This is a genomic window from Pseudokineococcus sp. 1T1Z-3 (assembly GCF_037482365.1).
Taxonomy (GTDB): domain Bacteria; phylum Actinomycetota; class Actinomycetes; order Actinomycetales; family Quadrisphaeraceae; genus Pseudokineococcus.
In genome coordinates this window covers 138,583-152,529 of sequence record NZ_JBBHZF010000001.1, presented here as the reverse complement: position 1 = coordinate 152,529, position 13,947 = coordinate 138,583, and the positions used below count along the sequence as shown (strand labels likewise).

Here is a 13,947-nt window from a genome sequence, read left to right as displayed (position 1 = left end):
GCCGCGGCGACGAGGCGCCTCTGCGCTCGTTGCGGGACGGCTCGCGGTGCCAAGACGTGGTCAGGGGCGCAGAGGCTTGGCGAAGCAGCGGGTCATCGGGTCGTCGGCCCAGGCGTACGCCGGGATCGGGCGCCACCCCTCGCGCTCGTACAGGGCGAGGGCCTCCGGCTGCAGCGTGCCCGTGACGAGATGCAGCTCCTCGTGGCCGCGGCTGCGGGCGGCGTCCTCGGCCGCCGTCAGCAGCGCCAGCGCGAGGCCGCGCCGACGGGCCGACGGGTGGACCCACAGCCGCTTGACCTCACCGACGGCCGGGCCCGCCTCGGGCCGGTCCGTCACGGCGACGCAGCCCACCGCGGTCTCGTCGGCGACGGCGAGCAGCCGCAGCGCGTCCTCGGGGAGCGGGGCGCCGGAGACCGTCTCGAGCGTGTCGCCCGGGCCGCCGTAGCGGACGAGCAGCTCTTCCTCGGCCGAGCGCACGAGGGCGCGGTGGCGGGCGTCGTCGGCGCCGACGACGAGCACCCGCGCGAGGGCGACCGGCTCGGGCGTCCTCGCTGGCTCAGCCACCGGCGAAGGGCGGGAGGACGTCGACGACCGGCGCCGGCCCGTCGGTCGAGCCGGACGGGAGCACCGGGTCGTCCGGGCCGGCCGCGACCTCGCCGACGAGCACGGTGGCGACCTCCAGCACCGGCCCCAGACCGGGATGACGGACGGCGAGCGCGCGTCGCAGGTCGGCGACCACCGGGACGTCGCCCGCGCGAGCCGGGGTCACCTCGAGGGTGTCCTCCTCCGTGCCGGCTGCCGCGGCAGCACCGGCGAACAGGCGCACCCGCACGCTGACGCCACCTGAGGACGGCGCGCCAGCCGGCCTCCCCGTCGTCCGTGCCGTCCCGCCGCCGGCCGAGGCCGCCGCGCTCGCGCCCACGCTCATCCGCCGATCGCGCTCATCGACCGCGACGGCGTGGCGAAGCCGCTCGTCGTCAGCGGCTCGGCCTCGCCGATGCCGTGCGCCGGGGCCTTGCCCCACATGGCGGCGCGCCAGACGTCGGCGACCTCGTCGTCGCTCGCACCCCCGCGCAGCAGGCCCCGCAGGTCGGTCTCCGACGTCGAGAACAGGCAGCTGCGCACCTGGCCGTCGGCGGTGAGCCGGGTGCGGTCGCACGCCTCGCAGAACGGGCGGGTGACCGAGGCGATGACGCCCACGCGCCCGAGCGGCGCGGAGGTCGGGTCCGCGCCGGTTGCGCGGACGCGGTAGGTCTGCGCCGGCGCGCCCCCACGGGCGGCCGGGTCGTCGGGCTCGAGGTCGAAGCGGCCCCGCAGGCTGGCCAGGACGTCGTCGGCGGTCACGAGCCCCTCGCGCGCCCAGGCACCCTGGGCGTCGATGGGCATCTGCTCGATGACCCGCAGCTCGTACCCGCGCTCGAGCGCCCACGCCAGGAGGGCAGGCGCCTCGTCGTCGTTGACCCCGGGCAGCAGCACGGCGTTGACCTTGACCGGCCCGATGCCGGCGGCCGCGGCCGCCTCGACCCCGCGCAGGACGTCGACGTGCCGGTCCCGGTGGGTGATGGTGGCGAAGCGCCGAGGGTCCAGCGTGTCGAGCGAGACGTTGATGCGTCGCAGACCCGCGGCCGCCAGGCCGGCGGCGCGCTTGTCCAGCCCCAGGGCATTGGTCGTCATCGAGGCCTCGACGGGGGCGCCGTCGGCCGTCCGCAGCGCGGTCGTCGCGGCGACGACGCGTTCCAATCCCCGCCGCAGCAGGGGCTCGCCGCCGGTGTAGCGCACCTCGCGCACCCCCAGCCGCTCGACGGCGAGGGTGACCAGGCGCACGACCTCGTCGTCGGTCAGCATCTCCCCCTCGGGCATCCAGTCCAGGCCCTCGGGCGGCATGCAGTAGCCGCAGCGCAGCGTGCAGCGGTCGGTCAGCGAGACGCGCAGGTCCGTCGCCGTCCGGCCGGAGGGGTCCAGCAGCCCCGGCACCCCCGGGCGGCCCGCCGTCGCGGCGGCGACGGCGGCGGCGTCCGTGGCGTCCCGCGGCGGCCGGCGCACCGGCGGCATCCCCAGCGCGACGGCGCCCCGCGGGGCCGTCGCTGCCTGCAGTGCGCTCATCCCGACCAGAGTACGTGCGCTCCTCGGGAGCGCCGCCCGCCGCCCGCCGCCGGCGCCGCCGCACCACCGTCGGCCAGACGGCGCGCGCCGAGCCCGCCGGCCGCCGGTCCCCGCCGCGGCACGTCTCGAAGGGTGAGGATCAGAGCGCGAACATCCGCGCGTTGCGCTCCTCCACCTCCGCGTAGGAGTCCCCGGCCGCGGCCAGCGCGGTGTTGACCTGGTCGAGCGACTCCCGCACCCGCTCCTGGGTGCCGCGCCAGTCGGCGACGACCGCCTGGAACTGGCTGGACGCCTGGCCCTTCCAGCTGTTCTGCAGGTCCAGCAGCGAGCGCATCATGCGGTCGACCTCGGCGGACAGCGCCGCCGAGCTGGCCCGCACCGCCCCGCTCGCCTGCTGGACCTGCGCGCTGTCGACCTCGAACCTGCTCATGGACGTCTCCTCCGGTGCGGCGGGACCCCGTCGGTCCCGCACGTCGAGGACGCTAGGGGCGGGTGACGACGCCGGCCGGCGTCGTCCACAGGCACCCTGCCCGCAGGGGCGTCACCGGTGCCTGTGGACGCCGGCCACGTCGCGGCGGCGGACGCTGGCGCTCGCGAGCTCAGGCGGGACGGCGCGGCTCAGCCCTCCTGCCGCGTCCCCAGGGTCACCGGCACCGAGACCTCCTGCCCGCCGCGCACGACGGTCAGCTCGACCTCCGTGCCCGGCGCGCGCTCGCGCACCTGCGCCGTCAGCGACTCGGCGCCGTCGACCGGCTGCCCGTCGACGGCGACGACGGCGTCCTCGGCCTCCAGCCCCGCCTCCTCCGCCGGGGTGCTCGCGACGACGTCGGCGACGCCGGCCGCCAGGCGCGTCGTCCCGTCGGCGGTCGCCGTGGTGTCGGTGAGGCTCACGCCGAGCCAGGCGTGCTGCGCCGCCCCCGTGGCGATCAGCTCTGAGGCGATGCGGCTCGCCTCGTCCGAGGGGATGGCGAAGCCGAGGCCGATGGAGCCTGCCTGCTCGCCGGTGCTGGCGATCGAGGAGTTGATGCCGATGACGGCGCCGTTCGCGTCGACGAGCGGGCCGCCGGAGTTGCCCGGGTTGACGGCGGCGTCGGTCTGGATGGCATTGGTGACGACCTGCTCGGCGGCCTGCTGCTGCGGGGCGAAGCCCAGCTGGGTGGAGGACTCGGGCGCGGTGACCTGCGTCGTCGTCACGGGCCGGTCGAGCGCCGAGACGATGCCGGTCGTCACGGTGTCGGAGAGACCGAGCGGGTTCCCGACGGCCATGACGGGCTGGCCGACCTCGACCGCCGAGGACTCCCCGAACGTGGCGGGCACCAGGTCCGCCGGCGGGTCGACGACCTGCAGCACCGCGAGGTCGGTCGCGGCGTCCTCGCCGACCACCTCCACGTCGAAGACCCGCCCGTCGGCCAGCACGACGCGCATCTGGGCGTCCGCGCCCGCCCCCGCCGCGACGTGGTAGTTCGTGAGGACGTGGCCCTCGGCGTCCAGGACGACGCCGGAGCCCTCGCCCGAGCCGGACTGGCTGGCCACCTGGATGGCGACGACGCTCGGCGCCACCTGCCCGGCGACGGCCGGCCAGTCGACGGCGCCGACCGGTGCGGGCGCCGCGCCTCCCGCCGCGCTGCTCGAGGGGGCCGTCGCCGTGGTGGTGGCCGGGGTCTGCTGCGTCAGCGCGCCGACGCCCAGCGCGGTGCCGCCGCCGACGAGCGCGGCGACGAGGGCGACCGCGACGAGGGTCCCCCGGTTCCTGCGGGGCGGACGCGCCGGCTGTGGCGCGGGGTCGGCGGGTCCCTGTCCGCCCGAGCCTGGAGGCGGCGTCGAGGCGCCGTACCAGGCGGGGCCTGCGGCCTGGCTGCCGGCGGGCGCGCCCCAGGGGTCGGCCGGCCACGGGGCGCCCCCGGTGCGCTGCTGCCCGGTGCCGCCGGCCGGGACGCCCCGGTACCGGCCGTCCGTGGGCTCGGGCCGCGACCACGGCTGCTGGCCGTCGCCCTGCGCGGTGGCTGCGGCGGTCGGCTCGGTCGTCTGCTGGGTCACGGGTGTCCTCCCCTGGTGCGTCGCCCGGGAGGTGCTCCCGGGCTCTTCACCACCAGGACACACCGGGCCGATGCGCGCTCCCCGAGCGTGACCTGGACGTTCCCTATGAACGCCGGGTGATGGGGGTGCCGGGGTGACGAGGGCCGACGTCGCCTGCCGTCGACGAGGGCGCCGCAGCGGGCCCGGCCTCGCCGGGGAGGTCGACGGCGTCCCCGCCGTCGTCGTAGGGCTCGTCCTGCGCCCCCGGGCTCTCGGCGGCGGGCACGGCGACCTCGACGGTCGCGCCGCCCCCCGGCGTCGGGACGACCCGCACGGCCCCGCCGTGCGCGGCGACGATGGCGGCGACGATGGCCAGCCCCAGCCCGCTCCCGCCGCCCGCGCCGCGGGTGCGGGAGACGTCGGCGCGGTAGAAGCGCTCGAAGACGCGCTCGGCGTCCTCGGGGGCGATGCCGGCGCCGTGGTCGACCACCTGCCACGTGGCCCAGGCGCCGCCGGCGTGCCGGCGCACGCCGACGCCGACCTCGAGCGGGCTGCCGTCGGGCGTGTGCCGCACGGCGTTGCCGACGAGGTTGGTGAGCACCTGGCGCAGGCGGGCGTCGTCCCCCACGACGGGGGCAGGAGCCGGCGCCGGTGCGCCGTCCAGGCCCACCAGCCGGGTGGTGCGCCCGGGCGCGAGGGCGGCGAGGTCGTGGACGGCGTCCGCGGCGAGCACGAGGAGGTCCACGGGCTCGGTGCGCAGCGGGCGCTGCTCGTCGAGGCGGGTGAGGGCGAGGAGGTCCTCGACGAGGCCGCCGAGCCGGGTCGACTCCGTCTCGATGCGCCCGAAGGCGGCCTCGACCTGCTCGCGCTCGCGGACCGCCCCCTGGCGGTGCAGCTCGGCGAAGCCGCGGATGGTGGCGAGCGGCGTCCGCAGCTCGTGGCTGGCGTCGGCGACGAAACGTCGCATCCGCGCCTCGGAGGCCTCGCGGGCGGCCAGGGAGGTCTCGACCCGGTCGAGCATGACGTTGAAGGTCGAGCCGAGCCGGCCGACCTCCGTGCCGGGCCACGCGTCGGCGACCCGCCGGCTGGAGTCGCCGGCCCCGTAGGCGGCCGCGACCGCCTCCACCTCGCGCAGCGGCCGCAGGGAGCGCCGCACCGCCACCCGCCCGGCGAGGACGGCGACGACGAGGACGGCCAGGGCCACGGCCCACAGGAGCACCTGGACGGTGCGGACGGCGGAGCCGACCTGGTCCAGGGGGTAGGCGATCGACACGACGCCGCTGGTGGTCTGGCCGGTGCTCGTGTCGACGAGCTCGACCGTGCCGGAGACCACCCGCCAGACGTCGCCGCCGGGGTCCGTGGCGCTCCACGGCTCGCCGCCGTGGGCGAGCACCTCCGCCATGTCGACGCCGACGGCGGGGACGGCGTCGGGGTCCTCGGCGATGACGCGCACGAGCCGGCCGTCCGCGTCGCCGATGACGACGGCGTAGTCGGTGGGCACCTCGGGACCCGCCTGCCGGTCCAGCAGCTCGCTGAGCTGGTCGGCGGAGGCCGCCTGGGCGAGGAGCTGCTCGTCGACGTTGCCGACGAGCACCCCGCGCAGCAGCGCCGTCGTCACCCCGCCCGTCACGGCCAGCGCCCCGAGCAGGAGGACGCCCACGAGGACGGAGAGCTTGGTGCTCAGCGGCACCTGGTCGGCCCACCGGGCGGCGGGTGGACGGCGCGCGACGCCGTCCGCACCGAGCACCGGCTCCGGCGGGACGGCGGGCACGCGCCGCCGGAGCGGACCGGGCAGGCGCTCGACCAGGCGCTCGTAGCGGGTGGGGCTCACGCCGTCTCGGGAGGCAGGCGGAGCACGTAGCCGACACCGCGCTTGGTGTGGATCAGGGCCGGCACGGGCGCGCCGTCGAGACCCGTCCCGGTGTCGACCTTGCGCCGCAGGTAGGAGATGTAGGACTCGACGATGCCGGCCTCGCCGTTGAAGTCGTAGTTCCACACGTGGTCGAGGATCTGCGCCTTCGACAGCACCCGGTTGGGGTTGAGCATGAGGTAGCGCAGCAGCTTGAACTCGGTGGGGGACAGCTCGATGTCGCGCCCGCCGCGGCGCACCTCGTGCCCGTCCTCGTCCATGGTGAGGTCGGAGAAGACGAGGTGGCCCGGCGCCGCCGCCGCGCCGCCACCGGTGCGGCGCAGGATGGCCCGGATCCGCGCGACGACCTCCTCGAGGCTGAAGGGCTTCGTCACGTAGTCGTCGCCGCCGACCGTGAGTCCCTGCACCCGGTCGGCGAGGTCGTCCTTGGCCGTCAGGAAGAGGACGGGGGTGTCCCGGCCGCGCTCCCGCAGCCGCCGGGTGACGGTGAAGCCGTCGAGGTCCGGCATCATCACGTCGAGCACGAGGAGGTCCGGGCGCACCCGCTCGGCCTGCCGCAGCGCCTCCTGCCCGTCCTGCGCCGTGTGCACCTCGAAGCCCGCGAAGCGCAACGACGTCGACAGCAGCTCGCGGATGTTCGGCTCGTCGTCGACGACGAGGAGGGTGGCCTCGGCCGGTGCGGCACTCATGGCACCCAGTGTGCGCCCAGGTCCTGGCCCTCGGCTGGCCCTCTCCTGGGCGCCGGCTGGGTGCTGGCTGACGGCGTCGTCGGGCTGGGGGTGCCGGTGCGGCGCGGGGTGTGTCGGCCCGAGAACTCCGCGGTGCGCGGAGTTGGGGGGCTGGGGGGTGACGGGTGCGGACTTTGCGGGTGTGGCGGCGGGGTGTCGTCCCGGCAGGTCCGCGCCGGTCCGGGGTCGGGCCCGCTGCCTCTGCGTCGGCGCGCCACGGCCGCGGCACCTCACAGCGCGGCCCGCACCATGGCCGGGACGGCGCCGCGGCTGAGCGTGTCGCGCCACGTGCAGCGGACGACGTCGTGGCCGAGGGCGACCAGGCGGTTCTGACGCGATCGGTCGCGGAAGAGCGGCTCGGGCGCGGAGTGCGGCTCCTGCCCGTCCGCTTCGAGGAGCAGCAGGCCGGGACGGCTCGGCCGCCGGTGGCGGAAGACCATGTCGCTGCGCGCCAGCAGCTCGCCGTCGTCGTCGACCACCTCCACCTGCAGGTCGTCGGGGGCGAGCCCGCCGTCGATGCACCGCAGCCGCGCCCGGCTCTCCAGCGGCGTCTCCGCGCGCGCGTCCGCCAGGCCCCAGAGGTCGGCGACCGCGGGGCTGCCCCGGCGTCCGGCCGCGAGGGCTCGGGCCTCCGCGAGCGCCTCCGCACCGTCGGAGCGGGCGAGCGCGTCGAGCAGCGCCAGGGCGTCCGGACGGTCGAGGGCGAGCGACAGGTCGGCCGTCGTCCGTACCCGCGAGGTGACCGTGAGCCCGGAGAGGTCCACGAGGTGCTCGGGCGGGACGTCCCACCGGTGCACCGCGAGCGGCCGACTGCCCACCTGCACCTCTCGGCCGCTCGCGACGTGGACGCGCCCGTCCCGCGGCCCGGTCGGCAGCCCGTGGAGCACCGCTGCCGTCCTCTCGGCGACGACGGCGCCCGGCAGGAGCAGGCTCGCCCCCCGCGCCCAGGACCTCTGCAGGGCGACGCCGGTCCGCCACGGCTCGGCCAGCACCGTCCCGCGCAGCAGCGGGAGCCACTCCCCGCGGGCCACCATCGTCCGCGGCAGCTGGCCGGACGCGCCCGCCCGCAGGACGTCCGCGCGGCACAGGACGCCGTCCTGCCGCGCGGCCACGTCGGTGAGGCGTCGCAGCGCCTCCAGGTGCGGGGGTGCGAGCGACCGGACGTCCATGGCTGCACCGTGGCCGCCGCGGCCGAGCCCGGCGGGCGGCTCCGTCGTCCCTGTGGACAGCGGCGTCGACGCCTCGCCTGTGCGCGCCGGGACGGTGTGTCGCCCCGGAAGGTCCGCGGTGCGCGGACTCGTGGGGCTGGGTGGTGACGGGCGCGGACGTCGCGGGCCGGTGGGCGGCGTGTCGTCCCGTGAGGTCCGCGTCCGTGAGGCGGGACGGTGCGTCGCCCCGCAAGCTCCGCGGTGCGCGGAGTTGTCGGGCTGGGTGGTGACGGGCGCGGGAGCCCGCCGTCAGCTGCCCTCGGCCTCCAGCGAGCCGGCGAGGACGTCGTCGCCGTCGAGGATGCGGTAGGCGTAGCCCTGCTCGGCCAGGAAGCGCTGCCGGTGGGCGGCGAAGTCCTGGTCGAGGGTGTCGCGGGAGACGACCGTGTAGAAGCGCGCCGTCCGGCCGTCGCCCTTGGGTCGCAGCAGGCGCCCGAGCCGCTGCGCCTCCTCCTGGCGGGAGCCGAAGGAGCCGCTCACCTGCACCGCGACCGACGCCTCGGGCAGGTCGATGGAGAAGTTGGCCACCTTGCTGACCACCAGCACGGAGATGGCGCCCTCCCGGAAGGCCTGGAACAGCCGCTGCCGCTCGGCCACCGACGTCTCGCCCTTGATGACGGGCGCGTCCAGGCGCTCGCCGAGCTCGTCGAGCTGGTCGATGTACTGCCCGATGACGAGCACCTGCTCGCCCTTGCTGGCCTCCACCACCCGCTGGACGACGCGCGTCTTGGACTCCGTCGTCGCGCACAGCCGGTACCGCTCGTCGGGCTCGGCCGTCGCGTAGAGCAGCCGCTCGCTCTCGGGCAGCGTCACCCGTACCTCGACGCAGTCGGCCGGCGCGATGTAGCCCTGGGACTCGATGTCCTTCCACGGCGCGTCGTACCGCTTGGGCCCGATGAGGGAGAAGACCTCGCCCTCGCGGCCGTCCTCGCGCACGAGCGTCGCCGTCAGCCCGAGCCGACGGCGGGCCTGCAGGTCCGCCGTCATGCGGAAGATCGGCGCGGGCAGCAGGTGGACCTCGTCGTAGACGATGAGGCCCCAGTCACGGGCGTCGAGCAGCTCCAGGTGCGGGTAGGTGCCCTTCCGGCGCGTCGTCATCACCTGGTAGGTCGCGATGGTGACGGGTCGGACCTCCTTGCGGGTGCCCGAGTACTCGCCGATCTCGTCCTCGGTGAGGGAGGTCCGCCGGACCAGCTCGTCCTTCCACTGCCGCGCCGAGACGGTGTTCGTCACGAGGATGAGCGTCGTCGCGCGCGCCTTGGCCATGGCGCCGGCGCCCACGAGCGTCTTGCCCGCGCCGCACGGGAGGACGACGACGCCGGACCCGCCGTCCCAGAAGCCGTCGACGGCCTGGGCCTGGTACGGGCGCAGCTCCCACCCGTCCGTGTCGAGGTCGATGGGGTGCGCCTCGCCGTCGACGTACCCGGCGAGGTCCTCTGCCGGCCAGCCGAGCTTGAGCAGCACCTGCTTGAGGTTGCCGCGCTCGCTGGGGTGGACCGCGACGGTCGCCTCGTCGATGCGCTCGCCGACGAGCGGCGCCACCTTCTTGCTGCGCAGGACCTCCTCGAGCACCGGCACGTCGGTGGCCTGCAGCACGAGCCCGTGCCCGGGGGAGTCGGCGAGCTGGAGGCGCCCGTAGCGGTCCATCGTCTCGGCGACGTCGACGAGCAGCGCGTGCGGCACCGGGTAGCGCGAGTGCTCCAGCAGGACGTCGACGACCTGCTCGGCGTCGTGCCCGGCGGCCCGGGCGTTCCACAGACCCAGCGGGGTGAGCCGGTAGGTGTGCACGTGCTCGGGCGCCCGCTCCAGCTCGGCGAAGGGGGCGATCGCCTTCCGGCAGGCCGGTGCGCTCGGGTGGTCGACCTCCAGCAGCAGCGTCTTGTCGCTCTGGACGATGAGGGGGCCGTCGCTCACGCGGGTCCTTCCGGGAGGTGGTGCGGTGCCAGGTTGATCTGCCCGGCACCAACCACCCGACGGACGCCGTCCTTCCCCGCGGGCGCCGCAGCCCTCAGCCGGGCAGCCGCAGCGGGAAGGAGCCCGCCGTGGAGATCGCCGCCGGGACCAGCACGAGGAGGACGACGAAGACCAGGACGAGCAGGAGGAGGCCGGCGACGGTCAGCCCCACGAGCAGGATCCACCCCAGCCGGGTGAGCCGCTCGGCGCGGTCGAGGTCGCGGGACGCCGAGGTGGCCGCCACGACCGCGAGGATGCCCGAGGGCACCGACGGGATGGTCAGCGCACCGGTGAAGAAGGCGACCGCGGAGACCACGAGCAGCACGACCGTCGACGTCGGCACCGCGCCGCCGCCCGGCGGGTACGTCGGCACGGCCTGGCCGTCGCCGCCCGGGGGCGTCGTGAGCGCGTCACCGCCCCTGGCGTGCCCGCCGTCGGCGACAGGAGCATCCGGCTCCAGCCCGCCCTCGTACCGCCCACCGGCAGCCGGCGACGAGGCACCCGGCGACGAGGGGCCCCACGACGACGCGGGCGCCGCCCACGGCTGGCCCGCCGTCGACGTCGGAGCGCTGTTCGCGCCCCATGAGGGGGGCGGCTCCGGCCGGGACGGGGCGCTGTCGGGCCACGGGCTCGCCCCCGCGGGGGAGGGGGCCGCAGGGGTGGGCGCGGCCGCCCGCGCCCCCTGGTCGCCCCGACGTCCTGGCGGCTCCGCGGTCGGGCCGTAGGGGTAGGCCGACGTCGCGTCGCCCTGGGATCCGGCGAGCCAGGCCTGCTCGTCGGTGGACGCGTCGCCGTCCGCACGGGCCCCCTGCGGGGCGGCCTCCCCGCCGGCCTGGGCCACGCCCTCGTCGGCGGACGTCCCGTGCTCCCCGACCCGCTCGGGCTCGCGCTCGTCCACGTCGCTCCTCCTCGCCTCGCCGCCGCCACCTGCCGCGGACCCTGCCGGCGACGCTACTGGGGAGCCCCGACGACCGCCGGTCACCGCGACGACGAGGGCGCGCGGCCACCGGCCCGCAGCGCTCAGCCGGGCGCCGTCCCCGTGACCCGGTGGACCGAGAGCACCCGGTCCTCCCCGCTCGTGAGGTCGCGCACGCTGATCCGCCCGCCGTCGACGCCCAGCGGCAGCGCGTGCACCCGGCGGGGCCCTCCGGCGGTGTCGACGTACCCCACCCACAGCGGGCGGCGCTCGTCGGCGGCCCGGCGCAGCTCGGCCAGGGAGAGCGCCGGGTCGGCGGGCGGCACGAGCGGGGCCCCCGACGGCGACGGCGGCGCGGCCGCCACGGCCTCGTCCCCGGCGCGCAGGGCGGCGACGACGCTGCGGGCCACCTGCTCGCTGGGCGGCGTCTGCCCCGGCACCCGCTGCGGTGCGCGCCGCGGAGGCGTGCGCCGCACGACCGGCCGGTCGAGGACGAGCCCCCCGTCGGCGGCCTCGGCGGCGGGCGCGAGCCCCAGCCCGCGCACCACCCGCAGCACCTCGGAGGGGTCCGCGGTGGCCACGAGGACCGTCGGCGCGAGCCGGCGCAGCCCCAGCCCGGCCGCGCGGCGCTCGGCGAGCAGCTCGGTGAGCACCGCCTCGTCGTCGCTGCGCAGGTAGGCCCCGGCCGACCCGACCCGCACCCGCCCGTGCCGGCGCGCGACGTCACGCACGAGGTACTCCAGCGGCTGCGGCACCGGCGTCGCCGAGACCCGCGCGAGGAAGGCGAGGACGTCGTCGGCGGTCCGCCCGGCGTCCAGCGCCCGGCGGACGGTGCCCCCGTCGAAGCGGTAGACCGTCGCGCCGCCCCGGGAGTCGACGTCGGCCGCCAGGGACAGCTCCATCTCGACGTCACGCTCCAGCGGCCCGGGCGCGACGGCGGTCAGGTCGGCCTGCAGCAGCACCTCCGAGACCGGCTCGGGCAGAGCGGCGTCCAGGACGGCGGCGGCTGCGGCTCGGCGGCGCGCGCCCTCGTCGTCCTCTTCGGGGAGGCTCAGCGCCCCGGCGTCGTCGGTCAGCAGCGCCCGTCCGGCCGCCCCCAGCGCGCCCGAGGCCAGGACGCCGAGCCACGACGCCTCGCCGACGAGCGCCTCCAGCAGCCGCGTGTCCCGCGCCGGCGCCCAGCGCGGCCGCAGCCAGGCCAGCCGTTCGGCGAGGTCGCCCGTGGCCACGCCCTCGCCGTCGGCGACGGTCATGACGGCGGTCAGCAGCAGCGAGCGCACCATCGGCGCCTGCGGTCGGGCGGCGGCGTCGGAGAGGGCGGCGACGGCGCTGCCCCGGTCGTCGCGCCCGCCGACGAGCGAGGGCAGCCGGGGGAGGGCCAGCCACGTCGCCGCGAGCGCCGCCCACCGCTCGCCCGTGCTGCCCTCGGCCCAGTCGTCGTAGCGCGGCGTCGGTGCCCACGCCGCGTCGGCCTCGCCGTCCTGGGCGACCAGCCCGGCCGCCGCCGCCAGCTCGACGACGAGCGCGGCCGTCCCGGTGTCGACCTCCAGCTCGGTCGACAGCCGGCCCAGCTCGCGCACGCCGAGGCCGCCGGCGCGCAGCACGGGCGCCGACCGCTCGCCGAGCGCCCGTCCGAGCGCGTCGACGAGGCGCACCGCCTCGGCCGCAGCCCCGCTCGCCAGCCCGTCACGACGGGCGGCGGGCACGGGCCGGGACGGCAGGGGCGGCGGGTCGAGGGCGACCGGCTCGCGGTGCACCCGCCCGTCCCGCAGCGCCAGGCCCAGCTCCCGCGGCAGGACGACGCGGTCGTCCGCGACCGGCACGAGCAGCGCCCGCGCGAGCGACCAGTCCAGCGGCGTGGGGGCGCCGTCGGTGCCGTCGCCGCCCTCGCGGTCGACGTCGACCTCGCGCCGCGCGCGGGCGACCTGGCCCAGCGGGCCGCCGGCGTCCAGGCGTGCCAGCAGGTCGCGGGTGCCCTCGGGGGCGTCCTCCAGCAGGGCGGCGAGCGCGGGGGGGTCCGCGAGGCGCGCGAGCACGCCGTCGACGCCCTCGGCGGCCGGCACCTGGAGCAGCCGGCCGAGGGCGCCGGCGCGAGGCCGGACCGGCGCAGAGGTGTCGAGCAGGTCGGCGAGCGAGGGGCCGAGCCCCGCCGGCTGCGCGCCGAGCGCGTCGCCGAGGACGGCGACGGGGTGGTGCTCCGTGGCGGTGCCCCACAGCAGCCCGAGGTCTCGCAGCCGGCCGAGGACCTCGCGGGTGCGGGTCTGCGGCAGGCCGCACGCCGCGGCGACGTCGGCGGTCGTCGCGGATCCGCCGCCGCGGGCGGCGAGCACGACGACGGCGGCCAGCACGTCGAGCTCGCCGCGGCTTCGGGCGTCGACGGCGCGCTGCACGCTGTGCCGGGTGCTCGCGCGGACGGCCAGGGCCCCCGTGTCGGCCGGCACGGGCACCGACAGGTCGGGCCGGCCGCGGAGCAGGGCCACGAGCGACGCCTCGGGCCGCCCCCGCAGGTCGTCGGCGAGCGAGCGGGGAGTGGGGGCACGTCCGCCGCCCGGGCCGGACGTCGACGCGCCGGCGCGGGCGGCAGGCGGGGGAGGCATCCGCTCAACGCTAGGCGACGCGGCCGCCTCCGGCGCTGTCGGCGCGGCAGGCCGTGCCGGGCGCCGGACCCCGAAGACCCGGTCCGGGCATCCGCTCGGACTGGGCCTCCCGGTGCAGGTTGACGAGTCGCTCCGCCACGGTGAGAGGACTGGTCAGCTCCTCTGCATCAGCTCCTGTGGCCATTCGCGGGGGGCGGGGAGGCCGGGAGCTCGGTCACGAGGGAGGTGACGACTCGGCAATCCTGACCGCTTGAGACCTGTTCTCGCTGGCGCGCAGGACGGCCCCCACCAGGCCAAGGACGAGACCCAGCACCAGCACCAGCACCGCGAGCAGCCACAAGGCTCCAAGGCCGATGTTGGCTCCGTCCGCCGCAGAAGGCAGCGTCATCCACAGCAGCAGTCCGGTGGATGCAGGGCCTCCTACGAGGAGCAGGATGGAGGAGGTCCTCACGATCGTCGCGCTTGACCTTGTCACGTGTTCTTCCCTTTCCCAGTGCAGCGCGCCCGCCCGAGCCCTCGGACGGCCGTGCAGCAGTCGGTGACGACTACCGCGCAG

General features: G+C 77.3%; 12 protein-coding genes. All 12 read right to left on the bottom strand.

Annotation, left to right across the window (positions count from 1 at the left end; all coding sequences use genetic code 11):
* Nucleotides 1–60 precede the first annotated feature (60 nt).
* The gene (locus WDV86_RS00620) at nt 61–564 is read right to left on the bottom strand and encodes a GNAT family N-acetyltransferase (protein WP_339565653.1); all 504 of its coding nucleotides are present in this window, start codon (nt 562–564) and stop codon (nt 61–63) included.
* Entirely contained in the window at nt 557–928 is a 372-nt protein-coding gene (locus tag WDV86_RS00615) for a MoaD/ThiS family protein (protein WP_339565652.1), read from the bottom strand. Before WDV86_RS00615 ends, WDV86_RS00620 begins: the two co-directional genes overlap by 8 nt.
* Nucleotides 925–2,103, bottom strand: a complete 1,179-nt coding sequence (gene moaA, locus WDV86_RS00610) for a GTP 3',8-cyclase MoaA (RefSeq protein WP_339565651.1) — start codon at nt 2,101–2,103, stop codon at nt 925–927. Before moaA ends, WDV86_RS00615 begins: the two co-directional genes overlap by 4 nt.
* A gap of 139 nt (nt 2,104–2,242) precedes the next feature.
* A complete protein-coding gene (locus tag WDV86_RS00605; RefSeq protein WP_339565650.1) occupies nt 2,243–2,533 on the bottom strand; it encodes a WXG100 family type VII secretion target in 291 nt (96 codons plus the stop codon).
* A 188-nt stretch (nt 2,534–2,721) separates the two neighbouring features.
* A complete protein-coding gene (locus tag WDV86_RS00600; protein WP_339565649.1) occupies nt 2,722–4,140 on the bottom strand; it encodes a S1C family serine protease in 1,419 nt (472 codons plus the stop codon).
* Between the two features lie 103 nt (nt 4,141–4,243).
* The gene (locus WDV86_RS00595) at nt 4,244–5,950 is read right to left on the bottom strand and encodes a sensor histidine kinase (protein ID WP_339565648.1); all 1,707 of its coding nucleotides are present in this window, start codon (nt 5,948–5,950) and stop codon (nt 4,244–4,246) included.
* Nucleotides 5,947–6,678, bottom strand: a complete 732-nt coding sequence (locus tag WDV86_RS00590) for a response regulator transcription factor (RefSeq protein ID WP_339565647.1) — start codon at nt 6,676–6,678, stop codon at nt 5,947–5,949. Before WDV86_RS00590 ends, WDV86_RS00595 begins: the two co-directional genes overlap by 4 nt.
* Before the next feature lie 269 nt (nt 6,679–6,947).
* Entirely contained in the window at nt 6,948–7,886 is a 939-nt protein-coding gene (locus WDV86_RS00585; protein WP_339565646.1) for a hypothetical protein, read from the bottom strand.
* 288 nt (nt 7,887–8,174) lie between these two features.
* The gene (locus WDV86_RS00580; RefSeq protein WP_339565645.1) at nt 8,175–9,839 is read right to left on the bottom strand and encodes a DNA repair helicase XPB; all 1,665 of its coding nucleotides are present in this window, start codon (nt 9,837–9,839) and stop codon (nt 8,175–8,177) included.
* 94 nt (nt 9,840–9,933) lie between these two features.
* Entirely contained in the window at nt 9,934–10,776 is an 843-nt protein-coding gene (locus tag WDV86_RS00575) for a hypothetical protein (RefSeq protein ID WP_339565644.1), read from the bottom strand.
* Between the two features lie 122 nt (nt 10,777–10,898).
* Nucleotides 10,899–13,391, bottom strand: coding sequence for a helicase-associated domain-containing protein (locus WDV86_RS00570; protein ID WP_339565643.1), 2,493 nt, complete (start codon nt 13,389–13,391; stop codon nt 10,899–10,901).
* Between the two features lie 214 nt (nt 13,392–13,605).
* Nucleotides 13,606–13,842, bottom strand: coding sequence for a hypothetical protein (locus tag WDV86_RS00565; RefSeq protein ID WP_339565642.1), 237 nt, complete (start codon nt 13,840–13,842; stop codon nt 13,606–13,608).
* Nucleotides 13,843–13,947 lie beyond the last annotated feature (105 nt).